Genomic DNA, 26,068 nt, shown 5'->3' with positions numbered 1-26,068 from the left:
AGTTCACCACTATGACCAATCTTCGTTTCGTGCTGCTTGCCACCACGGCTCTGACCGCGATGCAATTGGCAAACACCGCATCGCATGCGCAAGGCGCTTCGCCGCTCGTGGTCGCGCAGGCCCAGCCTCAAGAGACGGGCCCTGACGGAAAACCGAAGCAGCCGCCAAAGGGACCGCCAGGGGCTGCGCCGCCTGCTGCGCCCGCGCGCCCGGCCGCTCCGCCGCCCGCCGCTGCGCCGCCGCACCCGCCCGCTGCGCCTCCGCCGGCCGCCGCGCCGCCGCGCCCCGCGGCGCCTCCGCCTCCGCCTCCGCCTGCGGCACGTCCGGCTCCGCCGCCCCCGCCACCGCCGCCTGCCGCTCCGAAGCAGCCTTCGCCGCCTCCGGCCGCGGCCCCGCAGCAGCACGCCCCGACACCGCCGCCTCCGGCTCCGCCCGCAGCACGTCCGGCGCCCACGCCACCCGCGCCGCCGCCCGCCGCAGCTCCACAGCACGCGCCGCCGCCTCCGCCTCCTCCCGCGGCACGTCCGACTCCGACACCTCCGCCGCCGCCTCCTGCAGGCCCCGCGGCGCGGCCCACGCCTGCGCCCACGGCGACGCCCGCGGCTCCTCCGCCCGCAGCGCCGACGGCCCGCCCCGGCTCGCCTGCGCCGGCAGCCACTCCCGCTCCGACGCCGACACCCGCACCGACAGCAACACCTGCGCCGACCGCGACGCCGGCTCCGGGCAGCACGCCCGGCGCTCCGCCGGCCGGACGCCCCGGTGCACCGCCGCCCGGCGTACGGCCCGGTTCGCCCCCGGCTGCAGGATCACCGCCCGCTCCAACGACCACGCCGGCACCCGGCGGCACCGCGACGCCGCCATCCGGACGTCCGGGTCCTGCACCGACGCCCGCGCCCGGCACGGCGACCCCGGCTCCGACGGCAACGCCGGCCCCCGGCGGCGCTCTGACGCCGCCGCCCGGACGTCCCGGTGCGGGACCGACGCCAGGACCTCAGGGTGGAACGCCGCCCGCCGGCGCGCCTGCTGCCGGAACTCCGGCTGCGACGCCCCAGGCCGGCGGCCTCCCGGCCCGGCCCGCGGCTCCTGCCGGTGCCGCAGCGCCGAGCACAGTCCCGGGCTCGGCGGCCGCAACGCCGCCACCCAACAGGGCGCAATTCGCTCCGCCGACGGTTACGCCTGCCTTCCAGGCCGCGCCGACAGTCGTCGCACCGCTGCCACCTCCGCCGCGTCCGCCGCAGCGTGACCTGACGCCGCTCGCGATCGGTGCGGGCGTCGTGGCCGGCGCCGTGATCGGTGCGACCATCGCCGACCTGCACAACCAGCGACGCGAGTCCATCGAAGGCGGCCGCACCGTCTACACCGAGCCGGATCGCATCATCATCCGCGATCCCGGCGGGCAGGCCTACGTCCGCGGCAACGATCTCTATCGCTTCCGCTATGGCGCCCGCGACATCCGCACCGACACCGTCGGCGGCGATACTCGCACCGTCGTGATCCGTCCCGACGGCAGCGAGATCATCACCGTGGTCGCTCCCGACGGTCGGTTGCTGCGGCGAATTCGCAGGGACCCCGGCGGGCGCGAGCTCATCATCATCGACAACAGCTACCGCGATCCGCAGTCGGTCGGCGGCTTCTATGTCGACGCGCCGCCGCCGGTCGTGAACATTCCCTACGATCGCTACATCGTCGACGCGGAGGAGGCGTCGCCGGACGTGATCTACCAGACCATGGAGGCACCGCCGGTGCAGCGGATCAATCGGCGCTACACGCTCGACGAGATCCGCTACAGCCCGAATATTCGCATGCAGATGCCGAGCATCGACGTCAACACGATCACCTTCGAGACGGGTTCGTGGACGATCCCACCGGATCAGGCGGCGAAGCTGCAAGTGATCGCCGACGGCCTCAACCGTGCGATCCAGGCCAACCCGCGCGTGGTGTTCCTGATCGAGGGACATACCGACGCGGTCGGCAACGAGGTCGACAATCTGTCGCTGTCGGACCGCCGCGCGCAGTCCGCGGCCGAATTGCTGACCCAGCAGTTCGGTGTGCCTGCGGAGAACCTGACGTCGCAGGGCTATGGCGAGCAGTACCTGAAGGAGCAGACGCAGGGGCCGAGCGCGATCAACCGGCGCGTCACCGTCCGCAACATCACGCCGCTGCTCAACGGCGGTCAGGCCTCGCTGCCACCGCCCCCGCCCGGCACCGCGCCGCCGCGGTAACGGCACGCACAAACGCAAAATGGCCGGGAGAAATCCCGGCCATTTTTGTTTTCGTGGTTGCGCGCGACGTTGCGGCACATCGCGCAATCGTAGGGTGGGCAAAGGCGCGCGAGCGCCGTGCCCACCACTATCTCGGACGTGGAAGGATGGTGGGCACGCTTCGCTTCGCCCACCCTACGGCTACGAAAATCTCAGCCCTTGTCGTTCTCCAGCCGGAAGATCTGCGAGCCTTCGCTGCCTGAAAGCAGGCCGGTGTCCGTATAGAGCTTCAGCTTGGTGCGCGTGTCGGCGATGTCGAGGTTGCGCATGGTGAGCTGACCGATGCGATCGGCCGGCGTGAACGCCGCGTCCTCGACCTTCTCCATGCTGAGCCGCTCCGGCGCATAGGTGAGGTTCGGGCTTTCCGTGTTCAAAATCGAATAATCGTTGCCGCGGCGCAGCTCGAGCGTCACCTCGCCGGTGACGGCTCGCGCGACCCAGCGCTGCGCGGTCTCGCGCAGCATCAGGGCCTGCGAATCGAACCAGCGGCCCTGATAGAGCAGGCGGCCGAGACGCATGCCGCTGATGCGGTACTGCTCGATGGTGTCCTCGTTGTGGATGCCGGTGACGAGACGCTCATAGGCGATGTGCAAGAGCGCCATGCCGGGCGCCTCGTAGATGCCGCGGCTCTTCGCCTCGATGATGCGGTTCTCGATCTGGTCGCTCATGCCGAGGCCGTGGCGGCCGCCGATCGCATTGGCTTCGAGGAACAGCGCGACGGGATCGGTGAAGGTCTGGCCGTTCAGCGCGGTGGGCTGGCCTTCCTCGAAACGCACCACGACCTTCTCGGCCTTGACGCTGCAGTCCTCGCGCCAGAACGGCACGCCCATGATCGGGTTGACGATCTTGATGCCGCTGTCGAGGCTCTCGAGATCCTTGGCTTCATGCGTGGCGCCGAGCAGGTTGCTGTCGGTCGAGTACGCCTTCTCGGCGCTCATCTTGTACGCGAAACCCTGGGCAGTCATGAACGCTGACATCTCGGCGCGGCCGCCGAGCTCGTCGATGAACTGCTGGTCGAGCCAGGGCTTGTAGATGCGCAGGCTCGGATTGGTGAGCAGGCCGTAGCGATAGAAACGCTCGATGTCGTTGCCCTTGAAGGTCGAACCGTCGCCCCAGATGTTGACGCCGTCCTCCTTCATCGCCGCGACCAGCATCGTGCCGGTGACGGCACGGCCGAGCGGGGTGGTGTTGAAATAGGTGATGCCGCCGGTCGAGATGTGGAAGGCGCCGGACTGGATCGCGGCGATGCCTTCGTGGACGAGCTGCGTGCGGCAATCGACCAGCACGGCCTTCTCGGCACCGAATTCCTGCGCCTTGCGCGGGATCTCGTTGTAGTCGGCTTCATCGGGCTGGCCGAGATTGGCGGTATAGGCGTAGCAGCGCGCGCCCTTCTGCTTCATCCAGAGCAGCGCCGCGCTGGTGTCGAGCCCGCCCGAAAACGCGATGCCGACTTTCTCGCCCTTGGGCAGGCTTTTCAGGATCGTGGTCATGGGGCTTCCAATCGGGTCTCAAAGGGTCTGATTTCGGGGCGAACTTGACCGCGCGAATATCAAATTTCGCACGCCTCGGCACGCATTTAATGGCTCAAACCGACGGTTCGGCGCCCGTCTTGCGGCCGAACAGGCGCTGGCGGAGCCGGTAGGCGGGCATGTTCAGCCGGGTCAGGGCGGCGTCGACCGCCTGGTCCGAAAACCGCGTCCGCGGCCAGCGGTAAATCATCGCGTAGGCGAACCAGATCACGACGAAGGTGACGAGGCCGGCGATCGACACGTCGGTGAAGAAGTGCCCGCCGAAGGCCATGCGGAGCCCGCTGGTCACAAGGCCGAAGACGACCGCGCCGGCATAGGCGAGCGGGCGCCACGCCGGCGGCGCCAGCGCAGCCGGCGCCAGCGTCCAGAACGCAGTCGCGCCCTCGCCCGAGAAGAACGAGCAGTTGCGCACGCAGCCGCCGCGCGGATCCCACCACGGCACGAACTGCTGGTCGCCGGCAAACTGCGTCACCACCACCGGGCGCGGCCGGCCCCAATAGGTCTTGAAGGTGAGGTTGGTGAGGATTCCGGCCGACAGGATGATCGTCACCAGCAGGAACACGATCGCGCGCCCCGACACCATCAGCGGCCGATCGGGCCGGATCATCTTGACCACAAGCGCCACCAGCGAGGGCAGCACGAACGCCCAGGCGATCCACATCGCCGCATCACGCGCGACGCCGGCCCAGCCGCTCGATTTGAGCGGAAACGTCTTCGTCTCAGGATCGAAGAACAGCGCGGCGAGCTTGAGATCGAGTTCGGGATAGAGGCCGAAAACGACGCCGATCACGAGCCACAGCGCCAGGGCGATGATGAGTCCAGTCCGGTTCATGCCGCGCGGTTTAGCGGAGTGGGGAGGGGATGAAAACCCTTTCACCGTCATTCCGGGGCGGCTCGCAGAGCCGAACCCGGAATCTCGAGATTCCCCGGTGCGCAATTGCGCACCTGAGGTCTGGTCCTTCGGACCATCCCGGAATGACAGCGCCAGTCACCGCGCATCGGGCCTCGACTGCGACGGCAGCGGCGGGGGCGGCTTGCGCGGGGGTGGCGGATTGCGCCAGGCGCCGGCGTTGCGGCCGGCGATCAGCCAGTAGACCACGCCGGCCACGATGCCGGCGCCGGTCATGATCTCGAGGTGACGCCGCACGACGCCTTCGAACTGCAACGTGTCGGAGTGAAAGGGAACGAGGCCGAGGTAGCAGGCGAGCCCCACAACGCCGCCGCCGACGGCGTAGGCCAGTGCGCTGCGGATGTAGAGCGCTTCAGTGATCGCGACGATCACCGCCGCCGGCACCAGCGCAAAGCCGGAGACGAAGATGAAACCGAATCCGAGCAGGATGTCGATCGCGCCTTCATCGACGGGGCCTGCGCCGAGATCGGCGAATTCCGGAAACAGCAGCGCGACGACGACGATCATGCCGCCGACGAAGCAGGCGGCGAGAAAGCCGATGAAGATGACGACGAGGCGGCCGATCAGGGACATCTGATGGCCCTGTTGAGTGTCATCGTCATTCCGGAGCGGTGCGCAGCACCGAATCCGGAATCTCGAGATTCCGGGTTCGCGCTACGCGCGCCCCGGAATGACGGCTCATAAACGCAGATGGTCGGATCAAGCCCAGGCATGACGAGAGTGCACGAGGCACGCATCCTCAATCCGTCATCGCCATGGCGCGCAGCGTCTGGCGTTCGCGGGCCGAGAGCTTTTCGGTCTCCGACTTGAGCTGGCCGCAGGCGGCGAGGATGTCGCGGCCGCGCGGGGTGCGCACCGGCGAGGAATAGCCGGCGTCGAAGATGTATTCGGAGAATTTCTCGATCTGGTCCCAGTCCGAGCATTCATAGGCGGTGCCGGGCCAGGGATTGAACGGGATCAGGTTGATCTTGGCGTGAATGCCCTTGAGCAGCTTCACCAGCAGCTTCGCATCGTCGAGCGAATCGTTGACGCCCTTGAGCATCACATATTCGAAGGTGATGCGGCGCGCGTTCGAGGCGCCGGGATAGTCACGGCAGGCCTGCAGCAGCTCCTTGATCGGATATTTGCGGTTGAGCGGCACCAGCTCGTTGCGCAATTCGTCGCGCACGGCGTGCAGCGAGATCGCGAGCATCACACCGATCTCCTCGCCCGCGCGCACGATGTTCGGCACAACGCCCGAAGTCGACAGCGTGATGCGGCGGCGGGAGATGCCGATGCCTTCGTTGTCGCCGACGATGAGCAGCGCATCACGCACCGCGTCGAAATTGTAGAGCGGCTCGCCCATGCCCATCATCACGATGTTGGTGACGCGGCGCGTGCCGTCCTCGCGATCGGCCCAATCGTTGAGGCGATCGCGTGCGACCATCACCTGCCCCACGATCTCGCCGGCGGTGAGGTTGCGCACCAGGCGCTGCGTGCCGGTGTGGCAGAACGAGCAATTCAGGGTGCAGCCGACCTGGGAGGAGACGCAGAGCGTGCCGCGATCGGTCTCGGGGATGTAGACGCACTCGACTTCATGCGCCTTCTCGACATTGTCGCCGCTCGGCAGACGCAGCAGCCATTTGCGGGTGCCGTCGTTGGATATCTGCTCGGCCACGACTTCGGGCCGGTCAACGGTGAAATGCTGCGCGAGCTCGGCGCGAATGCCTTTCGAGATCGACGTCATCTCGTCGAAATTCTGGGCGCCACGGAAATACATCCAGTGCCACAGCTGCTGCACGCGCATCTTGCGCTGCGCGGGTGCGACGCCGATCTCGCCGAGGCGGTCGGCAAGCTCGGTGCGCGTCAGGCCGATGAGCGACGGCTTGGCCGGCGGCACATAGGTTTCGAGCGGAGTCTTCTCCACCAATGTTGCGTTGTGCGGCTCGGTCGTCGGTTGCATGGAATGGACCTAATGGCTTGGTCGTTCCGGGATGGTCCGAAGGACCAGACCTGGAACCTCGAGATTCCGGGTTCGCGCTTCGCGCGCCCCGGAATGACGGAAAAACTTGGAACCGCCCCTATATAGCAACCGGAACCGCCGATTGCGACCTTATCGCCCGCAGCCTTAACGCCGGCAGTCCTGGGCGATCTTGTCGAGCGCCTGGGCGAGGCCCTTCAGCGAAAACGTGTCGGTCGTCTCCGTCCCCTTGGCCGAGATGCCCTTGACCACGAGATCGGCGGATTTGCGCATGGCTTCGACCATCCGCTCCTCCTCGGCCGCGTTCTTGATCCAGAGGCCGTCGCCCTGCGTGTACATGGCGAAGGCGGCGCCGCCGACCTCGACCGAGGATTCCGATCCCGGCTTCAGCGCGTAGCCGATCATGACGGAGACTTCGTTGTTCACCTTCTCGGCCGGCCGGGTCGAGACGAAGGCATAGGCGGGATCACGCGGCCGGTTCGGCGGATTGGTCTTCGACGACGACGGTTTGGCCAGCGCAAAGCAGACCTTCTTGCCGTTGGGCGTGGCCGAATAGGCGCCCCAGGTGCCGAACTGGCCGATCAGGGTCGGCTCCGCGCCGCCCGCAACCGCCGCAGCCGGGCCCGCCGGCTTGCTCTCGGGCTTCGCTGCCGTCTTTGCGGTCGTATTGGCCGCCGGCGCAGCCGCTTTCGGTGCGGCCTCTTTGGGTGCGGACTTGGGCGCCGGTTGCGCCGTCTGAGCCCGCGCGGAATCAGTGATTCCCCACGCCGTCACGCCGGCCGTCAAAGCCAAAAATAGCACCCGCCACATGCTGGAGTGGTTCCCTCAATATTGTGACTGGAAGATGGCCCGGCCGCGCTTTGTCCCCGCGGCAGGGATAACCGGGAAAGTTCAATTTGGGAAGGCAGTTAGCGGGTTGGCAACAGCTAACCCCGGGATCGCGCGGCACGCTGGTCGGCCCATTGCGCGTCGGTCCAGCCAAGCAGGTCTTCGGCGCCGGAACTGCGCAAATGCGCGCCGCCGTCAATCACCACCATCTCGCCGTTGATGTAGCCGGCGCGATCGGAGACCAGGAAGCTGGCGAGATCGGCAAGCTCGCTGTGGTCCCCGGTCCGGCCGAGCGGGTTGCGCGCGGTCCAGCCGTCGTCGCGGCCTTCGAGGCGGAGCTGCCCCGATGCGCCGGCGGTCGGGAACGGACCTGGCGCGATCGCGACGGTACGGATGCCCTTCGGACCCCACTCCACTGCAAGGCTTTTGGTCATCGCCAGCAGCGCCGACTTCGCCATCGCCGACGGCACGGTGAAGGCGCGGCCGGTGATGGTCGAGGTCGAGAGGATCGAGAGCACGACGCCGGCATGCTTGCCGTCGATCCAGCGTTTGCCGGCGGCGAGCGTGCAATACATCGCGCCATGCAGCGTCGGCGCCAGGATCGCATCCGCGGCGCGGAAGGACAGATGCTCGCTCTGGGCAATGAAGGTCGCCGCGGCATTGTTGACGAGAATGTCGAGCGGCGCCTCGCGCCAGATCGCGTCCATCATGCTCTCGACGGCGGCGCCGTCGCGGATATCGCAGGCGATCGTGGTGACCTTGCCGCCGCTCTGCGCGCGCATCTCGGCTGCAGTCGTTTCAAGCCGGTCGAACTTGCGGCCGCAGATCACGAGCTCGGCGCCGAGCGCGAGGAAACGTCGCCCCATCGCGGCGCCGAGACCCGAGCCGCCACCGGTAACGAGAATGCGCTTGCCCCTCAGCAGACCCGTTTCAAACATCGTTTGAATCCTTCATTTCCTTCTTGTTCCGTCATTGCGAGCGCAGCGAAGCAATCCAGACAATTTCCGCGGGACGGATTCTGGATTGCTTCGCTGCGCTCGCAATGACGCAAGGATAGGCCTGCGCGCTCCCTTAGACAAAGAATCCGGATTGTAGGGCCGCGCTAAATCCGGCAGAAACGGGCCAACTATAATTCCACCTCGAAACGCCCAAGACTTCGCTTCTCAAGAAGGTGTCGCCATGAAAGCCATTCTCTGCACGCAATATTGCCAGCCCGACGATCTCGTGCTCGCCGAGGTGCCGGATCCGGTGGCAGGTCCCGGCGAGGCCGTGATCGCGATCAAGGCGGCGGCGCTGAACTTCTTCGACATCCTGATGATCCAGGGCAAGTACCAGATCAAGCCGCCGTTCCCGTTCTCGCCGGCCGCCGAAGTCGCGGGCGTAATCGAGAGCATCGGCCCCGGCGTGACCGACCTGAAGGTCGGCGATCGCGTGGTCGCCTCCTGCGGCCACAACGGCGCGCGCGAGAAGATCGCGCTGCCGGCGGCGTCGATCGTGAAGATCCCTGACAATCTCGACTATGACCGCGCGGCCGGCATCATCATCATCTATGGCACCGCGCTGCATGCGCTGGAAGATCGCGCCAGCCCCAAGCCCGGTGAGACGCTCGCGGTGCTCGGCGCGGCCGGCGGCACGGGCCTCGCCGCCTGCGAGCTCGGCAAGCTGATGGGCCTGAAGGTGATCGCCTGCGCCTCGTCGGACGAGAAGCTCGAATTCGCGAAAGCCCATGGTGCCGAGCTCACGCTGAACTACGGCAAGGAAGATTTGAAGGAAGGCCTGCGCAAGCTCACCGGCGGCAAGGGCGTCGACATCATCTTCGATCCGGTTGGCGGCGCCTATGCCGAGCAGGCACTGCGCTCGATCGCCTGGGAAGGCCGCTTCCTCGTGATCGGCTTTGCCGCCGGCGACATTCCGAAGATGCCGCTGAACCTCGCGCTACTGAAAGGCTGCGACATCCGCGGCGTGTTCTGGGGCGCCTGGACCCGGCTCAATCCCGCCAAGAACCGCGCCAATCTCGAGAAGCTCGTGAAGTGGACCGCGGAAGGCAAGATCTCATCGCACGTCGATCGCACCTTCCCGCTGGCACAGACCGCGGACGCGCTGAAGGTGCTCGCGGGACGCCAGGCCATGGGCAAGGTGATCTTGCATCCGTGACGGTGCAGGCGACGGCGCGACGCCGTCGCTACGCACACACCTGTCATCGCATGTGAATTTCACGAGGATTGTCCGCGGGCTTGCTCCGCCTCTCCCGCTTGCGGGAAAGGCCGACGCGCCCCGGGCGATGCGAAGCATCGTCCCGAGCGCGGCGGGTGAGGGCTCTCGCCACGCAGGGACGTTCTCCGCAATCCCTGGCAATCCCGACGCGGAGACACCCCACCCCAGCCCTCCCCCGCAAGCGGGAGAGGGAGCCCAGCGCCGATGCCGCCGCACGGTAGCGCCTTCTCAACCACCATCGCCAAAATTGCGGTGCACTCCGCCGCGCCGCCCGAATCAAACCTAAATTTTTCCCGATTCGCCCCAACCGTTGTCGCTTTTTGGGCTGATTCAAATTGCGATTTACCGGTTCCAGTCTGCAGGGCGCTCCTGGACAAAAACAAGAAAACTAAAACCGGCACTGCCCCGCGTTGTGTCAGTATTGGGGGAAGCATCACCATGGAGACGACGGCATTCCGTCCGTCCTGGGGGTCGAGAGCGCTCGACTCCGAACAAGCGGCATCACATTCGTCCACCGCATCTTACATTCGTGCGCGCGCTGAACGGACCGATCCTTCATCGCACGATCCTATGCCACTGTTCTTGTCCGATCCGCTCAGCGCGCCGGATCCACGGGAATTCGCGCCATTGGCCGTGCGCACCAGGACCAGAATCGTCCGGCGCATTCTCGCTGCCGTCCTGGCCGCGTCGGTCATCGCGGTCCCGATTGCGCTGTTTTGGTCCGACATCAACCGGCTGCTCACCGTCAACGGCGCGTCGTGGATCGGCGCGGCCGCGAACGAGGCCGCGGCTCCCGCCAATCCGCCCGCCGCACGGCAGGGTCCGGTCGAGGATGCCGCGCGTGTGACCAACACGATGCTGGCGAGCGGAGACGCACAGGACGTTGCTGCACCGGCGACGCCGAGCCGCGAGGCGATCGCAACCGCCTATCAGAGCGCGCTACAGGCTCAGGCACCCGCGCCCGTACCGACACAAGTCGCCGCACAGCCCGCGCCACCGCCGCCAGCCAAGAGCCTCGACGCCGACACGTTGGCCGGCTTGATGGCGCGCGCCAAGAGCCTGATGACCATCGGCGACATCGCCGCGGCGCGTCTGCTGCTCGAGCGCGCGGCGAATGCGCAGGATGCGACGGCGGCGTTCCTGCTGGCGCAGACCTACGATCCAGCCGTCCTGGGCACCAAGGACACGCGGAGCATCACCGCCGACGCCGGCGCCGCACGCGACTGGTACCAGCGGGCCGCCAGCCTCGGATCGGCAGAGGCGCGACGGCGGCTCACCCAGCTCTCGAACTAGAACTCTTCAGGGGACATCATGCGTAACGTTTTGGGAATGGCGCTTGCCGCCATCATGACCATCTGTGCCTTCGCAGCGCGCGCCGATCAGACCGAATACGATCCGGCCAAGGTCTCGGACAGTCTGAAGGCCATCTTCCAGTTCGGCTCGACCTCGACCAAGCAGGCGCTCAACGCCAACACCGTCACGCTGATAACAGGCACGATCGGCGGCACCTATGTGCAGTTCGGCGCCGACCTCGCCTCCGTGCTCGACGACGGCAACAAGATCCGCGTGCTGCCGATCGTCGGCCGCGGCTCGGTGCAGAGCGTCGCCGACATCCTGTTCCTGCAAGGCGTCGATCTCGGCGTCGTGCGGGCCGACACGCTCGACTATCTCGAGCGCAAGGGCTTTGCCAAGGACATCAAGAAGCAGTTCACGTATGTCACCAAGCTCTACAATGAAGAGATGCAGGTGATCGCGCCGCGGTCGATCGCAACGCTGAAGGACCTCGAGGGCAAGAAGGTCAGCGTCGACCTGCCCAATGGCGGCACCTTCGTCACCGCGCTCACCGTGTTCGAACGGCTCGGGATCAAGGCGAACTTCGTCTATGTCGAGCAGCGCATCGCGATGGAAAAGCTGAAGGCCGGCGAGATCGACGCCGTGATCGTGGTCGGCGGCAAGCCTTACAAATCGGTCTCGACCTTCGGCAATGACGGCCGCTTCCATCTCGCGAAGGTCGACTATGCAAAGCCGCTCCAGAGCGACTATCTGCCGGCGACGCTGACCGCGAAGGACTATCCGAACCTGATCAAGGAGGGCGAGAGCGTGGACACGATCGCCGTGCCTGCGGTGCTCGCGGCCTACAACTGGGCGCCCAACACCGAGCGTTATCGCAAGCTCGCACTGTTCGTGGACGCGTTCTTCACGAAATTCCCCTCGCTCCAGAACCCACCCTTCCACCCCAAGTGGAAGGAGGTCTCGCTCGCCGCACCCCTGTCAGGCTGGAGCAGGCTGCCGGTGGCGCAGCAATGGCTCGACAAGCACGGCGTCGAGCCGGTGACGCGCCAGCGCTTCGAGGCGTTCCTGAAGCAGAGCCCCGCGGCCGCACAGGTGTCCGACGCGGACAAGGAGACCTTGTTCAAGCAATTCCAGGCGTGGGATGCGGAGAAGGCGCGGGCGCAGGCGGAGAAGAAGTAGCTCTCTCGGCGTCGTCCTGGCGAAAGCCAGGACGACACGGAGGATGTGGCGACGAGGCGTTGCCAGCAACTACTCTCCGGCCTTCGCCTCGTCCACGCCCCGCTTCAGCGCGGCGCGGGCGGCTTCGCGGTGCTCCGTCGTGATGTGGCTGGCGACCATGCGGATGGCGGTGGCGAGCACGGCGGCGTCGTCGGTGAAGCCGAGGATCGGCATCACGTCGGGGACGAAATCGAACGGCAGGATGAAATAGGCGATCGCCCCCAGCAGCGACGCCTGGACATGGCGCGGCGTCTGCCGGTCGAACGCGCAGTAGTAGGCGGCGAGCAGGTCTTCGGCGAACGGCAGATGCGCGGCGACGCGCTTCAGCTTGCGCCAGAAGCGGCGGCGAACGCTTTCACGATCTTCCGCGAGCCGATCGGCCGGCTCGAAGCCGACGCTGTGTTCGGCAGCCATGCTCCAAAACTCCCCGTTCAGCCCGGAGCGGCGGATCGCCGCATCCCCTGCTGATCACAATCACAAGATGGGGATGCAGCCGGTCGCTGCAAGACGTCAGCCCGGTGTAAGCTTGGCGATGGCGTTCATCGCCCTGGCGAGCTCGATGTCGAGCGCTGTGACGCCGCCGGCGTCATGGGTCGACAGCACCACCTCCACGGTCTTGTAGACATTGCGCCATTCGGGGTGATGATCCATCTTCTCGGCAACCAGCGCTGCACGGGTCATGAAGCCGAAGGCTTCGTTGAAATCCTCGAAGACAAAGGTTTTCCCGATGGCGTCGCGGCCCGAAACCTCGGTCCAGTCAGGGATTCCGCCCAGCGCCTGCTTGCGCGCCTCCGTCGTCAGCCGTTCTGCCATGATCGTCTCCGTGCTTCAGGGGAACTTTACCCTAACACCGTGCTTACGCCCGGGTTCACGCGGGATATGCCCCATCCGCTAACCATGACGGAGATGTAACCCCGCCGGACAAGAAATTTGCTACAATTGCGGGCGTAAATCGCCGGCGAAGATGAAACTGAGCCTCAAGCGCCTGTTCGGGAGATCGATGACCGGGGGATTGGACCTGGCCGAAACGCCCTCTCCGCCTTCGCCGCGATCAGCGGCGCGGAAGACGGCGCTCGTGTCTCTGGCGCTGGTGCTCGCAATCGTCGGCGCGCTTGCCGGCGGCTATTATTTCGCGATGCGGCCGGTGGCGCTGAAGATCGCGGTCGGTCCCCCCAATAGCGACGACATCAAGGTCGTGCAGGCGCTGACGCAGGCCTTCTCGCAAAACAAGAGCTATGTGCGGCTACGTCCGATCCAGACCGACGGCGCCACGGCCAGCGCCGAAGCGCTTGCGGAGGGCAAGGTCGATCTTGCCATCGTACGCGGCGATGTCGACGTGCCGAAGAACGCGCAAGCGGTCGCGACCCTGCGCAAGAACGTCGTGGTGCTGTGGTCCGTCCCCGGCAAGGGCAAGAAGAAGGGTGCCAAGATCACCAAGATCGCGCAGCTCGCCGGCCATCGCGTCGGCGTGGTCGGCCGCACGCAGGCCAACGTCAACCTGCTCAAGGTGATCCTCCAGCAATACGGCGTCGATCCCGCCAAGGTCGAGATCATACAATTCCCGGCCAATGAGGCCGCCGAGGCAATCAAGGCCCAGAAGGCCGATGCCTATCTCGCGGCCGGCCCCGTCAACAGCAAGATCACGTCGGATGCGATCGCCGCCTCCACCAAGGATTTCGGCGCGCCGACTTTCCTCGCGATCGATTCGGCGGATGCGATCGCGCAGAATCATCCGGTCTATGAAGCGGCGGAGATTCCCGCCGGCACCTATGGCGGCTCGCCTGACCGACCGGAGGACGAAGTCAAGACCATCAGCTTCGCGCACCACATCGTGGCGCGCAAAGGCGTGTCCGAAACCACCATCGCGGCGTTCACGCGTCAGCTCTTCGCCGTGCGCCAGCAACTGGTGACGGAATTCCCGCTCGCCGCCAAGATCGAAACGCCCGACACCGACAAGGATGCCGTGATCCCCGTGCATCCCGGTGCCGCGGCCTTCGTCGACGGCGAGGAAAAGACCTTCCTCGACAGATACAGCGATTACATCTGGTGGACCCTGATGGCGCTCTCCGCCATGGGTTCGATCGGCGCGTGGTTTGCGGGCTATCTGAAGAAGGACGAGCGCGACAACAACAGCCATCTGCGCGATCGCCTCCTCGACATGATCGCGGCGGCGCGCAAGAGCGAGACCATGGACGAGCTCGACCAGATGCAGACCGAGGCCGACGAGATCCTGCGTGACACGCTGCACTGCTACGACCACGGGGCGATCGAGGAAGGTGCGCTCACCGCGTTCAACATCGTGCTCGACCAGTTCCACGCCGCGATTGCCGACCGCAAGGCCGTGCTGTTCAGCATGCCGCAAAACCCACCGCGCGCCGGCGCGCAATTCCGGGCCGCCGGCAACGCGTAAACGGTTGCGCGCGTAATCGCTGCGTCACATTGTCTCAATATAGACTTTACCGTCATTCCGGAGCGCGCGAAGCGCGAATCCGGAATCTCGAGATTCCGGGTCCGGTCCTTCGGACCGTCCCGGAATGACAGCGCCAGATGCGCCTAAGACAACCAGCGAATCCACCATGAACATCAAATTCTCCCGCCGCCATTTCCTCGCCACCAGCACCGGTGCGCTTGGCGCAATCGCAATGCCCTATCTGTCGCGCGCGGCCGACCGGCCGGCGGTCACCCATGGCGTGCAGTCGGGCGACGTCACGGTCGACGGCGGCGTGGTCTGGGCGCGCGCCGATCGCCCCTCGCAGATGCTGGTCGAGGTGGCGACGACGGAGTCGTTCAAGGACGCGCGCGCGCTGCCGCCGATCGCGGCGCTGCCCGAGAGCGACTTCACCGCGAAGATGCTGATCGAAAATCTGCCGGGCGGGCAGGACATCTTCTATCGCGTCCGCTTCCGCGATCTCTCGCACGGCGCGATCGAGGGCGAGCCGGTGGTCGGCCGCTTCCGCACCGCGCCGGCCGACCGCCGCGACGTCAGCTTCGTCTGGGGCGGCGACGTCGCCGGACAGGGCTGGGGCATCAATCCCGATGACGGCGGCATGTTCACCTTCTCGGCGATGCGCAAGCATCGTCCGGATTTCTTCCTGCACTCGGGCGACACGATCTATGCCGACGGCCCGATCGAATCCGAGGTGAAGCTCGCCGACGGCAAGACCTGGAAGAACGTCACCATTCCCGAGAAGGCCAAGGTGGCCGAGACGCTGGACGAGTACCGCGCCGCGCACAAATACAATCTCACCGACGCGAACCTCCGCGCCTTCAATGCCGAAGTGCCGATCTTCGTGCAATGGGACGACCACGAGGTGACCAACAACTGGTCGCTGTCAAAGGAGCTCCCGGCGACCTACAAGGTGCGCGACATCGCGCTGCTCGCAGCGCGCGCGGGCCGCGCCTTCCACGAGATGTATCCGATGCGCGAGAGCATCAATGAGCCGGGCCGCGTCTATCGGCAGATCTCCTACGGCCCGCATCTCGACGTGTTCGTGCTCGACGAGCGCAGCTATCGCGGCCCCAACGGCGCCAATCTCGAAACCGCATACGGCCCCGCCAGCTATTTCCTCGGCCCGGACCAGATCGCCTGGCTCAAGCGCGGCCTCCTCAACTCGCGTGCGACCTGGAAGGTGATCGCCTCCGACATGCCGCTCAGCCTCGTCGTCTCGGACACGCCGAAGGGCGGATCGGAAGCGATCGCTCAGGGCGACGGCCCGGTGCGTGGCCGCGAGTTCGAGATCGCCGACATCCTGCGCTTCATCAAGATTGCGCCGATCAGCAACACGGTGTGGCTGACCGCGGACGTACATTACGCCGCCGCGCATTACTACGACCCGAACAAGGCGCAATTCCAGGATTTCGAGCCGTTCTGGGAATTCGTCTCCGGCCCGCTGCACGCAGGCACCTTCGGTCCGAACGCGCTCGACAACACGTTTGGGCCTGAGGTGCGCTTCGTCAAGGCGCCGGGCAAGGACAGCCAGAACCTGCCGCCGTCGGCCGGCATGCAGTTCTTCGGTCACGTCAAGATCGACGGCGCCTCCGGCCAGATGACGGTGACCCTGCGCGACCGCACCGACGTCGCGCTGTGGTCGACGACGCTGGATCCGAAGCTCGCTTGAGTCGCTTCAGCCAGAGCGGAGCGTCATGAGCCGCGCGACCGTAGCGCGGCCTCGAGCGCATCGCTCGAGCACGGCTTTTGCAAACGCGGCCGGTTGACGAAATCCGAAGCGATCCGTGTCTCGGCGCCATAGCCGGTGACGAAGACGAAGGGAATCTTCAGGGCCGCCAGCCGCTCGGCGACGGCAAAGCTGTTCTCGCGGCTGAGCTCGACGTCGAGCAGCGCGAAGTCGGGCGCGCGCGCCGCGATCGCGGCCAGCGCCTGCGCCACCGAACCCACGGTGCGCACGCTCGTCACGCCAAATCCGAGCAGGCGGTCCTCGAAGTCGATCGCGATGATCGGATCGTCCTCGACGATCAGGACATCGGCGGGGACGTCGGACGAACCGTCCGGGGAAGCAGGTATCATGATCCTGGCTATCGAGGGCTGCATGTTCTTACCGATCAAGGACAGCCGCATTCCGACGCCTGCGCCCAGCGCATCGGAGGGTTCCCGGAACGAAACTCACCACAGAACAGTTTTGACGTCTGTCCACTTGTGCACACGGCCAGCGATCGAGACTCGCTCGTGCTGAAAGGAGAGCAGGGATTTACGATGGACGCGCGTATCGGGAAGGCGACGGAGGTCGGCAGCCGGCCGGCCAACAATCTGCTGCGACGCTTGAGTCCGGCCGACTATGCGCTGCTCGCGCCACACGTCATCGTTGACGATGCCGCGGCCAACGAGCTGCTCTACAGTCCCGGCGACGATGTCCAGGTCGTGCACTTTCCGTGCGGGCCGTCGCTTGCGACCTTTCTCGTTCCCAACGAAGACGGCCGCGACGTCGAGACCATCCTGGTCGGCCGCGAAGGCGCGGTCGGCGGCATCGTCAGCGAGGGATTTCTGCCGGCCTACACCCGCATCTGCGTGAAATTCGGCGGGCCGTTTGCGCGCATCCACGTCGGCAAATTGGAGGCGGCCAAGCTGCGCTCGCCCACGCTGCGCAACATCTTCGCCCGCTACGCCGATTGCATGCTAGCGCAGATCTTCCAGTCCACCGCCTGCAACGCCATCCACTCGATCGAGCAGCGCACGGCGAAATGGATCCTGGCGGCGATGGAGCGCACCGGCGACGAGAGCAGCGTGCCGCTGACGCATGAGCAGCTTGCGACGCTGCTCGGGGTGGGGCGCAGCTATGCGAGCCGCGTGCTCCAGTCGTTCAGGGCCGACGGCATCCTCGACACGCGGCGCGGCTCGATCCTGGTCCGCGACCGCGACCGCCTGCGCCTGCGCGCCTGCCTCTGCAACGAGGCGGTGAAGAACCATTTCGAGGAAGTGCTGCGCGGCGTCTACCCGACGGAGGAGGCGAGCAGCACGGGCTGACCCTCTCCGGCGCGCTCCCGATCCCCCTGACCTCCCGCTCCATGCAGAGCAATCGCATGTGGATTTCACGAGGATTGTCCGCGGGCTTGCTTCGCCTCTCCCGCTTGCGGGAGAGGCCGACGCGCCCCGGGCGATGCGAAGCATCGTCCCGAGCGCGGCGGGTGAGGGCTCTCACCACGCAGGGACGTCCTCCGCAATCCCAGGCAATCCCGACGCGGAGACACCCCACCCCAGCCCTCCCCCGCAAGCGGGAGAGGGAGCCGAGCGCCGGTGCCGCCGCATCGTGCACACCACATGCGATAGCCCTGCGCTCCATGAAAGGATGCCGACGTGCGACACCGCACGTCCGCCGTGCTATACCCGCTCCGCATGAGCGGGGCGTTCCTTCACACTGTCTTCGATGTTGCGGCGTGGCTGGCGGCGGGGGCGGCGGTTTACTGGCTGTCGCGACAAGGCTTGCGGTTTCCGGCGCAATCCTTCGAGCTGCCCTACATCGCCGCGCTGGTGTTCGGCGCCGGCATTGGCGCCTATCTGTTCGGGTCCGCCAATCTGTGGCTGTCGGGCGAGAGCGGCATTGCGCGCTCGGTCGAGGGCGCGCTTGCCGGCGGCATCGTGGCGGTCGAGCTCTACAAAAGGACCGCAGGCATCGCCCTGCGCACGGGCGCGCGGTTTGCGCTGCCGCTGGCCCTCGGCATCGCGATCGGGCGGCTCGGCTGCTATTTCGCGGGCCTCGACGATTTCACCTACGGCACGCCGACGGCATTGCCCTGGGGCCATGATTTCGGCGACGGCATTCTCCGCCATCCCGTGCAGCTCTACGAGAGCGCCGCGATGGGCGTGTTCGCGCTGCTCTATGTGCTGGCGGTCTTGAACCGGAACGCATTCGCGATCACCAATGGTTTCTACCTGGTTCTGCTCTACTATGGAGCGCAGCGCTTCCTGTGGGAATTCCTCAAGCCCTACGGCACGCTGATCGGCCCCCTCACGCTGTTTCACCTGCTGTCGCTGTCCATCCTCCTCTACGCCGCAATCATGCTGGCGACGGCGCCCAAAGCGAGACCTGTGCATGAACGCGCCGTTGCGTAAGTCGCGTCCCTACATCTTCTGGGGCCAGACCCAGTCCCTCTGCGAGACCTGCCTGAAGCTGGTGCCGACCAAGATCCAGATCCTCGACAACGAGGTCTGGTACGAAAAGCGGTGCAAGGAGCATGGTGTTCAGTCGACGCTCGTGTCCACCGACGCGGCCTATTGGCGTCTGTGCAAGGATTTCATCAAGCCGGGCGACCGCCCGCTGCAATTCCAGCACCGCACCGAATTCGGCTGCCCCTATGATTGCGGCCTCTGCCCGGATCACGAGCAGCATTCCTGCCTCGCGCTGATCGAGATCACCGAGCACTGCAATCTCACCTGCCCGGTCTGCTTCGCCGAATCCGCGCCAACGCGGACCAAATTCACCCCGCTCGCGACGGTGGAGAAGATGCTCGACGCGCTGGTTGCCAGCGAGGGCGAACCCGACCTCGTGCAGATCTCCGGCGGCGAGCCGACATTGCACCCGGACTTCTTCGCGATCCTGGACGCCGTGCGCGCCCGCCCGATCCGCCATGTCATGATCAACACCAACGGCCTGCGCATTGCCCGCGAAAAGGATTTCGTGGCGCGGCTCGCCGAGAACAAGCGCGGGCTGGAGGTCTATCTCCAGTTCGATTCGCTGCAGCGCGATCCACTGATCAATCTGCGCGGCGCGGATTTGCGCAAGATCCGCCAGCAGGCGCTGGAGAACCTCGAGCATTACGGCGTGTCGACCACGCTGGTGGCGACCATCAAGCGCGGCGTCAATGATGCCGAGATCGGCGACATCGTGCGTCACGCGCTGACCTGGAAATGCGTGCGCGGCGTCACGCTCCAGCCGGTGCAGGATGCCGGCCGCAACGAGAACTTCGACAAGAATACCGACCGCATCATGCTGTCGGAGATTCGCAACCGCGTGGTCGAGACCGGCGTGTTCGGCGACAAGGACATGATCCCGCTGCCCTGTAACCCCGAGAGCATCTCGATCGGCTACGGTCTGCGCAACGGCGAGAAGGTGCTGCCGCTGACCTCGCTGATCCCGCAGGAGCAGCTGGTTGCGGTGATGCCCAACACCATCAGCCCGGAGAAATATCCGATGCTGCGGGAGAAATTCGTCGATTTGTTCTCACTGTCGTCGGGCCCGCTCAACACCTCCGAGCGCGTTTGCGAGCTCTTGTGCTGCCTGCCGAGCTTCGAGGTGCCGGAAGGACTTTCTTACGAGAACGTGTTCCGCGTCACCATCGTGCAGTTTCTCGACCGCTTCAATTTCTGCGTCGGCAACGTCAAGCGGTCCTGCATCCATTTCGTCACGGAGCAGGGCGCGATCATTCCGTTCGACACCTACAATCTGTTCTATCGCAACGGAAAGATCGACGGCATCCGCGCTGCACTGGCTGGCGAGACGTATCGCGAGGCACGCCAAAGCGAGGAGGTGCCGCGATGAGCGACACCGGCACGCCTCCTCCGACTCCGACGCCGCAAGGGGACGCGCCTCCGATGGCGCCGCCACGGCGCGACGGGCGCCTGACCGCTTTCATGGTGATCGCCGGCGTGGTGCTGCTTTTCCCCGGCCTGTGCTTCCTGGCATTCGGCGGCCAAGGTGCCCCCTTCGTCCTGATTGGATTGGTCCTGGTCGGAATTGCGATCTTCCTGTTCATCCGCGCGGCGAGCCCGCCTAAGCCCTGACAACAGCGTCGCATCCTCATGAGCAACATCGCCCCCCCGCCCCCGCCTCCTCCGGCCGCCCCGCCGCAGCGCGGCGGCTGCCTGACCGCGCTCATGGCGATCTCCGGGGTCATCCTGCTGCTTCCGGGTCTCTGCGCGCTCCTGTTCGGCGGAATCTCCATATCCGAGGGGGGCAAGATCGATTCCGACATCGCCCCGCTGGTCTTCCTGGGGCTAGTCGTCGGCATCGGGGGCGTCGTCCTGATCTGGGCGGCGATCAAGGGGCGAAAGGCCCCCGCCCATCCCGGAACCCAGCCCTAAGCCCCGGGAATTCCCGGACAAAATTCAGTCAACCAACCGGCAAAGAACACATTGTTTTTTGGCGGTTTTTGCATATATTGCGCCGCAACGCGCAGGGTGCCCGGTCGATAGACCGGGCTTCCCTTTTTGGGCGGAAAGCGCCCGTTTCCAGTCTTCCAGCGTTGTTTCGAGAAGAGGTCCCGGTCTGGCCGGCGAGATCGCGCTTAACCCATTGTTCGAACGCAAAGAAGCTCACTCATGAACCTCCGCAACGTCGCCATCATCGCCCACGTCGACCACGGCAAGACGACCCTCGTCGACAAACTCCTCCAGCAGTCCGGCACGTTCCGCGAGAACCAGAAGGTGACCGATCGCGCCATGGACTCCAACGACCTGGAGCGTGAGCGCGGCATCACCATTCTGGCCAAGGCGGCCTCGGTGCAGTGGAAGGACACCCGGGTCAACATCGTCGACACCCCCGGCCACGCCGATTTCGGCGGCGAGGTCGAGCGCATCCTCAACATGGTGGACGGCGCGCTGGTGCTGGTGGACGCCGCAGAAGGCCCGCTGCCGCAGACCAAGTTCGTGGTCTCCAAGGCGCTGAAGGTCGGCCTCAAGCCGATCGTCGTCATCAACAAGGTCGACCGCCCCGACGCGCGCCCGACCGAAGTCATCAACGAGGTGTTCGACCTGTTCGCGGCGCTCGACGCCAGCGAGGAGCAGCTCGACTTCCCGATCCTCTACGGATCGGCCAAGCAGGGCTGGATGGCCGAAAGCCCCGAGGGTCCGCAGGACAAGGGCATGGAGCCGCTGTTCGACCTGATCCTGCGCCACGTCGCGCCGCCGACGGTCGAGGAAGGTCCGTTCAGGATGATCGGCACCATCCTGGAGGCCAACCCCTATCTCGGCCGCATCATCACCGGCCGCATCTCCTCCGGCGTGCTCAAACCGAACCAGCAGGTCAAGGTGCTGCATGCCGACGGCAAGCTGGTCGAGACCGGGCGCATCACCAAGATCCTGGCGTTTCGCGGCCTTGAGCGCACGCCGCTCGATGAAGCCGAAGCCGGCGACATCGTCGCCATCGCGGGCCTGACCAAGGGCACCGTCGCCGACACCTTCTGCGATCCGACCGTCGAGGTGCCGCTGCCGGCACAGCCGATCGATCCGCCGACCGTGTCGATGTCGTTCATCGTCAACAATTCCCCGCTCGCCGGCACCGAAGGCGACAAGGTGACGAGCCGCATGATCCGCGACCGTCTGCTCCGTGAAGCCGAAGGCAACGTCGCGCTGCGCGTCGTCGAGGCCGCCGACAAGGACGCGATGGAAGTCTCGGGCCGCGGCGAATTGCAGCTCGCGATCCTGATCGAGACCATGCGCCGTGAGGGCTTCGAGCTCTCGGTGTCGCGCCCGCGCGTCGTGTACCAGAAGGACGAAGCCACCGGCGCCACCATGGAGCCGATCGAGGAGGTCGTGATCGACGTCGACGAGGAGCATTCCGGCGTCGTCGTGCAGAAGATGAGCGAGCGCAAGTCCGAGCTGGTCGAGATGAAGCCGTCCGGCGGCAACCGCCTGCGCCTGGTGTTCTACGCGCCGACCCGCGGCCTGATCGGCTACCAGGGCGAGCTGCTCACCGACACCCGCGGCACCGCGATCATGAACCGCCTGTTCCACGGCTACGCCCCGTACAAGGGCGAGATCCAGGGCCGCCGCAACGGCGTGCTGATCTCCAACGACCAGGGCGAGGCCGTGGCCTACGCCATGTTCAAGCTGGAAGACCGCGGCCCGATGATGATCGAGCCGGGCTGGAAGGTCTACAAGGGCATGATCGTCGGCGAGCACACCCGCGACAACGATCTCGAGATCAACGTGCTCAAGGGCAAGCAGCTCACCAACATCCGCACGACGTCGAAGGACGAAGCCGTGCGCCTGACCCCGCCGATCCGCATGACCCTGGAAAAGGCGCTCGCCTATATCGAGGACGACGAGCTCGTCGAGGTCACCCCGAAGTCGATCCGCCTGCGCAAGAAGCACCTCGACCCGAACGAGCGCAAGCGCGCGGAGAAGTCCAAGGAAGCGGTGGCGTAAGCTACCGCACGCCGTTGTGCCGTAGGGTGGGCAAAGCGTAGCGTGCCCACCACTTGAAGTCCCGGTCGGCAATGGTGGGCACGGCGCAAGAGCGCCTTTGTCCACCCTACGGAGCGTCACTCCCGTCTCTGGAATACTGGATCACCCGCTCCAGTGCGCAAGCGCGCACAGGGCGGGTGATGACAGCTGACTTGTGGCGGCTTCAGCACATCCAGCGAACGTGCTAGAGCCCGCCCATGAGCTCCCTTCCCTCCTCCGTTGATGTCGCGATCATCGGCGCCGGTGCTGCCGGGCTCGGCGCAGCGCACGCGCTGGCGGGCTCCGGCCTCTCCGCCATCGTGCTGGAGGCCCGCGACCGGCTCGGCGGCCGGGCGTGGACCGTGCAGGCCTCGCCCGAGGTGACGTTCGACGTCGGCTGCGGCTGGCTGCATTCGGCGGACCAAAACTCCTTCGTCGCAATCGCAAGGCAGCTCGATTTCGAGGTCAACAAGGACCTGCCGCCCTGGCGCGAGCGCGCCTTCGGCAACGCGTTTCCGCAAAGCCAGCGCGACGAGTTCATGCAGGCGATGGACGCGTTCTACGAGCGCCTCTGGCAGGCCGCGCAAAAGGGCAAGGACGAGCCCGCGAGCCTGAGCCTCGAGCCCGGCAATCGCTGGAATCCCATGATCGACGCGATCTCGACCTATATCAACGGCTGCGAACTCAAGGACATGTCAACGCTGGACTGGGACGCCTATGAGGACACCAACCTCAACTGGCGCGTCCGCCGCGGCTATGGCGCCCTGGTTGTGGCGTATGGCGCGCCCTGCCCGGTGGCACTGAACTGCATGGTCACGCTGATCGATCATTCCGGCCCGCGCATCCGCCTCGAGACGTCGCGGGGCACGCTGACCGCCGGCAAGGTGATCGTGACCGTGCCGACCAATCTGATCGCCGATGAGGCGATCCGCTTCTCGCCACTGCTCCCGGCCAAGGTCGATGCCGCCGCCGGCCTGCCGCTCGGCGTCGACGACAAGGTGACGCTGGCGCTTGGCGATGCCGAAGCGTTCCCTAGGGAAGGCAACCTGCGCGGCGCCACCATGCGCACCGCGATGGGCACCTACCACATCCGCCCGTTCGGCCAGCCCTGCATCGAAGGCTTTTTCGGCGGCAGCTTTGCGAGAGAACTGGAAGACGCCGGCGAAGGCGCCATCGCCGCGCAGAGCATCGACGAGATCGCCAGCTTCCTCGGCAACGACATCCGCCACAAGCTGAAGCCGCTGTGCGAATCGCGCTGGGCGCATGATCCGTTCGCGCGGGGATCGTATTCGCACGCGCTGCCCGGACATGCAGGTGACCGCGCGGTGCTGGCCGCGCCGGTGGATGGCCGGTTGTTCTTCGCCGGAGAGGCGACGTCGCCGACTTTCTTCACCACGGCGCATGGGGCGCGGGACGGCGGGGAACGGGCGGCGAAGGAAGTGCTGGCGGCTCTGCGCAAGCCATAACCGCAAACTCCGTCATTGCGAGCGCAGCGAAGCAATGACGAATTACTCAATCACCCGTGCTCGCAAATCTGCATCCGGCACAAAGCACGCCTCATACTTCCCAAAAATGCGGTAGCGGTTGCGCGCGATGAGGCTGTAGACGGGATCCCGCAGCGGCTTCGGTACCGCGAACAACGCGCGTACCCAGCCCCAATCGGGAAGCTGCGACAGCACCGTCAGCGCTGCATCCGACTTCATGAACACCTCGCCGCCGTGGATCACGGCGTTGGTGTCGGGATCCCCAGGGTCGATGCCGAACGTGCGCGCCAAGCGCGCCCCATAGTCCGACTGGATCGGCGTGAAACGAAACCTCTTCGCCGTGTCGCGCTTGGCGACGAAGCGCACCCAGCGCGAGCAGAAGATGCAGACGCCGTCGAACAGGATCACATCGTCGTCGGGCCATTTTGGCATCAGCGGTTATCCAGCATCAGCAGTGCGACGAGCATCAGCACGATCGCCGGCCCCGTCTTCACAAGCGCACCGAGCGGCTCGATCCAGAGATCTGGCGTCAGGATCGCGGCACCGAACATATAGCCGAGCGAGGCGACGATGCCCGCGACCAACCCGACCGCAGCCGTACGTCGGAACGCGATCAGCACGCCGATGCTCATGTCCATCAGGCTGGTGCCGATGGTGATGGGATCGACCAGCGCAGGCGCAAAATTGTGCGCGCTCAGGATGCCGGCGGCGGCGCGGTAGGAGACGAACAGCGCGATGAAGCCGGAGACGACCCAGAACGCGACCAGGCTCGCGAAGATCAGCGCCTTGATCAGAAACAGCCGCGCGAACCATTTGTCCTGGATGGTGGCGGGATGACGTCCGATCACTTCAGCCAGCGTTTTCGGCACGATGCCCGTGGCGGCGATCCAGGCCGAGGGATCGCCTCGCACGCCGCGGCGCAGCTCGGCTATGGCGGTGGAGCGCATCGGCGGCATCCAGCCGAGATAATTGGCGAGATCGCCGATTTTCGCGCCGAGATCGAGCATCAAGGTCGGCATCGCGACCCGCGGCCAACCGGCCGTGCCGAACGCGATCCGAAACTGCTTGATGATTCCGGCCATGGTGACCGGCTCCGATAGCATCAGGTCCCAGCACACTGATATCACGGATGCATCGTCGATATCACGCGCGGCGAGCCAGGCGATGGTGGCAGCGATATCCTCGACGGCGACGGGCTGGAACGGCGTCGCCATCTCCGCACCCGGCAAGTCGAGCGGGAAGGCGGCGAGCGCGCGCAGCATGGCGCTGCCGCCATAGGCTGACGGCGCGACCACGAAGCCGGGCCGCAGGATGGCATGGGCGATGCCGGAGGCCGCGATCAATCGCTCGGCCTCGCGCTTGGTTGTCGCGAAAGCGGTGCGGTCGGCTTCGGCCATTCCCGGAATCGAGATGTGCACCAGCCGGATCGCGCGGCCGCTGTCGCCGATCGCCTGAAGCAGACGCGCGACGAAATCCCGGTGCACGGCGCTTGTGTCGCTGCCGGGCCCATCCTGGAGCACGCCGAGGCAATTCACGACGACATCCGCCGCATGCTCGCGCAGCAGGCGCGTCAGCGCGGCCGCATCGAGCGATAGGATCGGAAGCTCGATATCGAGCGCGCCCATCTTCTGCGCCGGCGACAGGCTGCGCGCCACGCCGACGGCGCGAAAGCCCCGCGCGCGCAGATCGTCGGTGACGAAGCGGCCGATCAGGCCGGAGGCGCCGAGCACCAGGATGGTTCGCTGGTTCATCATTC

Annotated in this window: 24 protein-coding genes; 13 read left to right on the top strand and 11 right to left on the bottom strand. The window is 66.0% G+C overall.

Annotated features, from left to right (window positions below; genetic code table 11):
* Positions 1-11 precede the first annotated feature (11 nt).
* The gene (locus ACVWW6_RS07810) at positions 12-2,222 is read left to right on the top strand and encodes an OmpA family protein (protein WP_456680473.1); all 2,211 of its coding nucleotides are present in this window, start codon (positions 12-14) and stop codon (positions 2,220-2,222) included.
* 191 nt (positions 2,223-2,413) lie between these two features.
* On the opposite strand, the gene argG is transcribed toward ACVWW6_RS07810, so the two are convergent.
* The 6 genes from argG to ACVWW6_RS07780 form a co-directional block, all read right to left on the bottom strand.
* Entirely contained in the window at positions 2,414-3,751 is a 1,338-nt protein-coding gene (argG, locus tag ACVWW6_RS07805) for an argininosuccinate synthase (RefSeq protein WP_028174919.1), read from the bottom strand.
* 94 nt (positions 3,752-3,845) lie between these two features.
* Positions 3,846-4,622 (bottom strand): phosphatase PAP2 family protein, encoded by a 777-nt coding sequence (locus tag ACVWW6_RS07800; RefSeq protein WP_404524905.1) that lies wholly within the window; start codon positions 4,620-4,622, stop codon positions 3,846-3,848.
* Between the two features lie 156 nt (positions 4,623-4,778).
* A complete protein-coding gene (locus ACVWW6_RS07795; protein WP_161532749.1) occupies positions 4,779-5,273 on the bottom strand; it encodes a hypothetical protein in 495 nt (164 codons plus the stop codon).
* Between the two features lie 166 nt (positions 5,274-5,439).
* On the bottom strand, positions 5,440-6,642 hold the full coding sequence (gene rlmN / locus ACVWW6_RS07790) for a 23S rRNA (adenine(2503)-C(2))-methyltransferase RlmN (protein ID WP_456680472.1): 1,203 nt from the start codon (positions 6,640-6,642) through the stop codon (positions 5,440-5,442).
* A gap of 165 nt (positions 6,643-6,807) precedes the next feature.
* Positions 6,808-7,470 (bottom strand): invasion associated locus B family protein, encoded by a 663-nt coding sequence (locus tag ACVWW6_RS07785; protein WP_011083357.1) that lies wholly within the window; start codon positions 7,468-7,470, stop codon positions 6,808-6,810.
* Positions 7,471-7,586: 116 nt separating this feature from the next.
* A complete protein-coding gene (locus ACVWW6_RS07780; protein ID WP_456680471.1) occupies positions 7,587-8,426 on the bottom strand; it encodes an SDR family oxidoreductase in 840 nt (279 codons plus the stop codon).
* Between the two features lie 241 nt (positions 8,427-8,667).
* Here ACVWW6_RS07780 and ACVWW6_RS07775 point away from each other — a divergent pair, with 241 nt between their 5' ends.
* The 3 genes from ACVWW6_RS07775 to ACVWW6_RS07765 all read left to right on the top strand — a co-directional run bounded on the left by ACVWW6_RS07775 (position 8,668) and on the right by ACVWW6_RS07765 (position 12,174).
* Positions 8,668-9,642 (top strand): NADPH:quinone oxidoreductase family protein, encoded by a 975-nt coding sequence (locus ACVWW6_RS07775; RefSeq protein ID WP_028174923.1) that lies wholly within the window; start codon positions 8,668-8,670, stop codon positions 9,640-9,642.
* 630 nt (positions 9,643-10,272) lie between these two features.
* Positions 10,273-10,995, top strand: coding sequence for a hypothetical protein (locus ACVWW6_RS07770; RefSeq protein ID WP_456680470.1), 723 nt, complete (start codon positions 10,273-10,275; stop codon positions 10,993-10,995).
* 18 nt (positions 10,996-11,013) lie between these two features.
* Positions 11,014-12,174 (top strand): TAXI family TRAP transporter solute-binding subunit, encoded by a 1,161-nt coding sequence (locus ACVWW6_RS07765; RefSeq protein WP_011083361.1) that lies wholly within the window; start codon positions 11,014-11,016, stop codon positions 12,172-12,174.
* A gap of 69 nt (positions 12,175-12,243) precedes the next feature.
* On the opposite strand, the gene ACVWW6_RS07760 is transcribed toward ACVWW6_RS07765, so the two are convergent.
* The gene (locus ACVWW6_RS07760; protein ID WP_456680469.1) at positions 12,244-12,627 is read right to left on the bottom strand and encodes a YkvA family protein; all 384 of its coding nucleotides are present in this window, start codon (positions 12,625-12,627) and stop codon (positions 12,244-12,246) included.
* A gap of 96 nt (positions 12,628-12,723) precedes the next feature.
* Positions 12,724-13,026: a 4a-hydroxytetrahydrobiopterin dehydratase gene (locus tag ACVWW6_RS07755; RefSeq protein WP_456680468.1), complete on the bottom strand. Its 303-nt coding sequence runs from the start codon at positions 13,024-13,026 to the stop codon at positions 12,724-12,726.
* A 151-nt stretch (positions 13,027-13,177) separates the two neighbouring features.
* Here ACVWW6_RS07755 and ACVWW6_RS07750 point away from each other — a divergent pair, with 151 nt between their 5' ends.
* Both ACVWW6_RS07750 and ACVWW6_RS07745 read left to right on the top strand, forming a co-directional pair.
* Positions 13,178-14,623 (top strand): TAXI family TRAP transporter solute-binding subunit, encoded by a 1,446-nt coding sequence (locus ACVWW6_RS07750; protein ID WP_060909678.1) that lies wholly within the window; start codon positions 13,178-13,180, stop codon positions 14,621-14,623.
* A gap of 166 nt (positions 14,624-14,789) precedes the next feature.
* Positions 14,790-16,331 carry an alkaline phosphatase D family protein gene (locus ACVWW6_RS07745; RefSeq protein WP_456680467.1) on the top strand — a complete coding sequence of 514 codons (1,542 nt, stop codon included), beginning with the start codon at positions 14,790-14,792 and terminating at the stop codon, positions 16,329-16,331.
* A gap of 23 nt (positions 16,332-16,354) precedes the next feature.
* Here the strand turns inward: ACVWW6_RS07745 and ACVWW6_RS07740 are convergent, their stop codons facing one another.
* A complete protein-coding gene (locus ACVWW6_RS07740) occupies positions 16,355-16,738 on the bottom strand; it encodes a response regulator (protein WP_171901168.1) in 384 nt (127 codons plus the stop codon).
* A 186-nt stretch (positions 16,739-16,924) separates the two neighbouring features.
* Between ACVWW6_RS07740 and ACVWW6_RS07735 the strand changes: the two genes are divergently transcribed.
* From ACVWW6_RS07735 to ACVWW6_RS07705, 7 genes are all read left to right on the top strand, one after another.
* Positions 16,925-17,692 (top strand): Crp/Fnr family transcriptional regulator, encoded by a 768-nt coding sequence (locus tag ACVWW6_RS07735; RefSeq protein WP_051000234.1) that lies wholly within the window; start codon positions 16,925-16,927, stop codon positions 17,690-17,692.
* A gap of 369 nt (positions 17,693-18,061) precedes the next feature.
* Positions 18,062-18,778: a prolipoprotein diacylglyceryl transferase gene (locus ACVWW6_RS07730; RefSeq protein WP_060912813.1), complete on the top strand. Its 717-nt coding sequence runs from the start codon at positions 18,062-18,064 to the stop codon at positions 18,776-18,778.
* On the top strand, positions 18,759-20,204 hold the full coding sequence (locus tag ACVWW6_RS07725) for a radical SAM protein (protein WP_060909676.1): 1,446 nt from the start codon (positions 18,759-18,761) through the stop codon (positions 20,202-20,204). Before ACVWW6_RS07730 ends, ACVWW6_RS07725 begins: the two co-directional genes overlap by 20 nt.
* Entirely contained in the window at positions 20,201-20,446 is a 246-nt protein-coding gene (locus ACVWW6_RS07720) for a hypothetical protein (protein ID WP_162603458.1), read from the top strand. The genes ACVWW6_RS07725 and ACVWW6_RS07720 overlap by 4 nt, the downstream gene beginning before the upstream one ends.
* 18 nt (positions 20,447-20,464) lie before the next feature.
* The gene (locus ACVWW6_RS07715; protein ID WP_011083370.1) at positions 20,465-20,746 is read left to right on the top strand and encodes a hypothetical protein; all 282 of its coding nucleotides are present in this window, start codon (positions 20,465-20,467) and stop codon (positions 20,744-20,746) included.
* Positions 20,747-20,983: 237 nt separating this feature from the next.
* Entirely contained in the window at positions 20,984-22,810 is a 1,827-nt protein-coding gene (gene typA, locus ACVWW6_RS07710; protein ID WP_028174933.1) for a translational GTPase TypA, read from the top strand.
* A 236-nt stretch (positions 22,811-23,046) separates the two neighbouring features.
* Positions 23,047-24,294 (top strand): flavin monoamine oxidase family protein, encoded by a 1,248-nt coding sequence (locus ACVWW6_RS07705; protein ID WP_304549700.1) that lies wholly within the window; start codon positions 23,047-23,049, stop codon positions 24,292-24,294.
* 42 nt (positions 24,295-24,336) lie between these two features.
* On the opposite strand, the gene ACVWW6_RS07700 is transcribed toward ACVWW6_RS07705, so the two are convergent.
* Together ACVWW6_RS07700 and ACVWW6_RS07695 are read right to left on the bottom strand one after the other, a co-directional pair.
* Positions 24,337-24,744: a thiol-disulfide oxidoreductase DCC family protein gene (locus tag ACVWW6_RS07700; RefSeq protein ID WP_304549702.1), complete on the bottom strand. Its 408-nt coding sequence runs from the start codon at positions 24,742-24,744 to the stop codon at positions 24,337-24,339.
* Entirely contained in the window at positions 24,744-26,063 is a 1,320-nt protein-coding gene (locus ACVWW6_RS07695) for an SDR family oxidoreductase (RefSeq protein ID WP_304549704.1), read from the bottom strand. The genes ACVWW6_RS07700 and ACVWW6_RS07695 overlap by 1 nt, the downstream gene beginning before the upstream one ends.
* Positions 26,064-26,068: the final 5 nt, after the last annotated feature.

Source organism: Bradyrhizobium sp. USDA 3311 (assembly GCF_054062495.1).
Note: the sequence above shows the minus strand (reverse complement) of the source record. Positions and strands in the feature narration are given on the sequence as shown.

What these genes read in the sequence shown, in the direction of transcription:
- ACVWW6_RS07810 (WP_456680473.1), top strand. Translation starts at nt 12, where the DNA reads ATGACCAATCTTCGTTTCGTGCTGCTTGCCACCACGGCTCTGACCGCG.
- argG (WP_028174919.1), bottom strand. Translation starts at nt 3,751, where the DNA reads ATGACCACGATCCTGAAAAGCCTGCCCAAGGGCGAGAAAGTCGGCATC.
- ACVWW6_RS07800 (WP_404524905.1), bottom strand. Translation starts at nt 4,622, where the DNA reads ATGAACCGGACTGGACTCATCATCGCCCTGGCGCTGTGGCTCGTGATC.
- ACVWW6_RS07795 (WP_161532749.1), bottom strand. Translation starts at nt 5,273, where the DNA reads ATGTCCCTGATCGGCCGCCTCGTCGTCATCTTCATCGGCTTTCTCGCC.
- rlmN (WP_456680472.1), bottom strand. Translation starts at nt 6,642, where the DNA reads ATGCAACCGACGACCGAGCCGCACAACGCAACATTGGTGGAGAAGACT.
- ACVWW6_RS07785 (WP_011083357.1), bottom strand. Translation starts at nt 7,470, where the DNA reads ATGTGGCGGGTGCTATTTTTGGCTTTGACGGCCGGCGTGACGGCGTGG.
- ACVWW6_RS07780 (WP_456680471.1), bottom strand. Translation starts at nt 8,426, where the DNA reads ATGTTTGAAACGGGTCTGCTGAGGGGCAAGCGCATTCTCGTTACCGGT.
- ACVWW6_RS07775 (WP_028174923.1), top strand. Translation starts at nt 8,668, where the DNA reads ATGAAAGCCATTCTCTGCACGCAATATTGCCAGCCCGACGATCTCGTG.
- ACVWW6_RS07770 (WP_456680470.1), top strand. Translation starts at nt 10,273, where the DNA reads ATGCCACTGTTCTTGTCCGATCCGCTCAGCGCGCCGGATCCACGGGAA.
- ACVWW6_RS07765 (WP_011083361.1), top strand. Translation starts at nt 11,014, where the DNA reads ATGCGTAACGTTTTGGGAATGGCGCTTGCCGCCATCATGACCATCTGT.
- ACVWW6_RS07760 (WP_456680469.1), bottom strand. Translation starts at nt 12,627, where the DNA reads ATGGCTGCCGAACACAGCGTCGGCTTCGAGCCGGCCGATCGGCTCGCG.
- ACVWW6_RS07755 (WP_456680468.1), bottom strand. Translation starts at nt 13,026, where the DNA reads ATGGCAGAACGGCTGACGACGGAGGCGCGCAAGCAGGCGCTGGGCGGA.
- ACVWW6_RS07750 (WP_060909678.1), top strand. Translation starts at nt 13,178, where the DNA reads ATGAAACTGAGCCTCAAGCGCCTGTTCGGGAGATCGATGACCGGGGGA.
- ACVWW6_RS07745 (WP_456680467.1), top strand. Translation starts at nt 14,790, where the DNA reads ATGAACATCAAATTCTCCCGCCGCCATTTCCTCGCCACCAGCACCGGT.
- ACVWW6_RS07740 (WP_171901168.1), bottom strand. Translation starts at nt 16,738, where the DNA reads ATGATACCTGCTTCCCCGGACGGTTCGTCCGACGTCCCCGCCGATGTC.
- ACVWW6_RS07735 (WP_051000234.1), top strand. Translation starts at nt 16,925, where the DNA reads ATGGACGCGCGTATCGGGAAGGCGACGGAGGTCGGCAGCCGGCCGGCC.
- ACVWW6_RS07730 (WP_060912813.1), top strand. Translation starts at nt 18,062, where the DNA reads ATGAGCGGGGCGTTCCTTCACACTGTCTTCGATGTTGCGGCGTGGCTG.
- ACVWW6_RS07725 (WP_060909676.1), top strand. Translation starts at nt 18,759, where the DNA reads ATGAACGCGCCGTTGCGTAAGTCGCGTCCCTACATCTTCTGGGGCCAG.
- ACVWW6_RS07720 (WP_162603458.1), top strand. Translation starts at nt 20,201, where the DNA reads ATGAGCGACACCGGCACGCCTCCTCCGACTCCGACGCCGCAAGGGGAC.
- ACVWW6_RS07715 (WP_011083370.1), top strand. Translation starts at nt 20,465, where the DNA reads ATGAGCAACATCGCCCCCCCGCCCCCGCCTCCTCCGGCCGCCCCGCCG.
- typA (WP_028174933.1), top strand. Translation starts at nt 20,984, where the DNA reads ATGAACCTCCGCAACGTCGCCATCATCGCCCACGTCGACCACGGCAAG.
- ACVWW6_RS07705 (WP_304549700.1), top strand. Translation starts at nt 23,047, where the DNA reads ATGAGCTCCCTTCCCTCCTCCGTTGATGTCGCGATCATCGGCGCCGGT.
- ACVWW6_RS07700 (WP_304549702.1), bottom strand. Translation starts at nt 24,744, where the DNA reads ATGCCAAAATGGCCCGACGACGATGTGATCCTGTTCGACGGCGTCTGC.
- ACVWW6_RS07695 (WP_304549704.1), bottom strand. Translation starts at nt 26,063, where the DNA reads ATGAACCAGCGAACCATCCTGGTGCTCGGCGCCTCCGGCCTGATCGGC.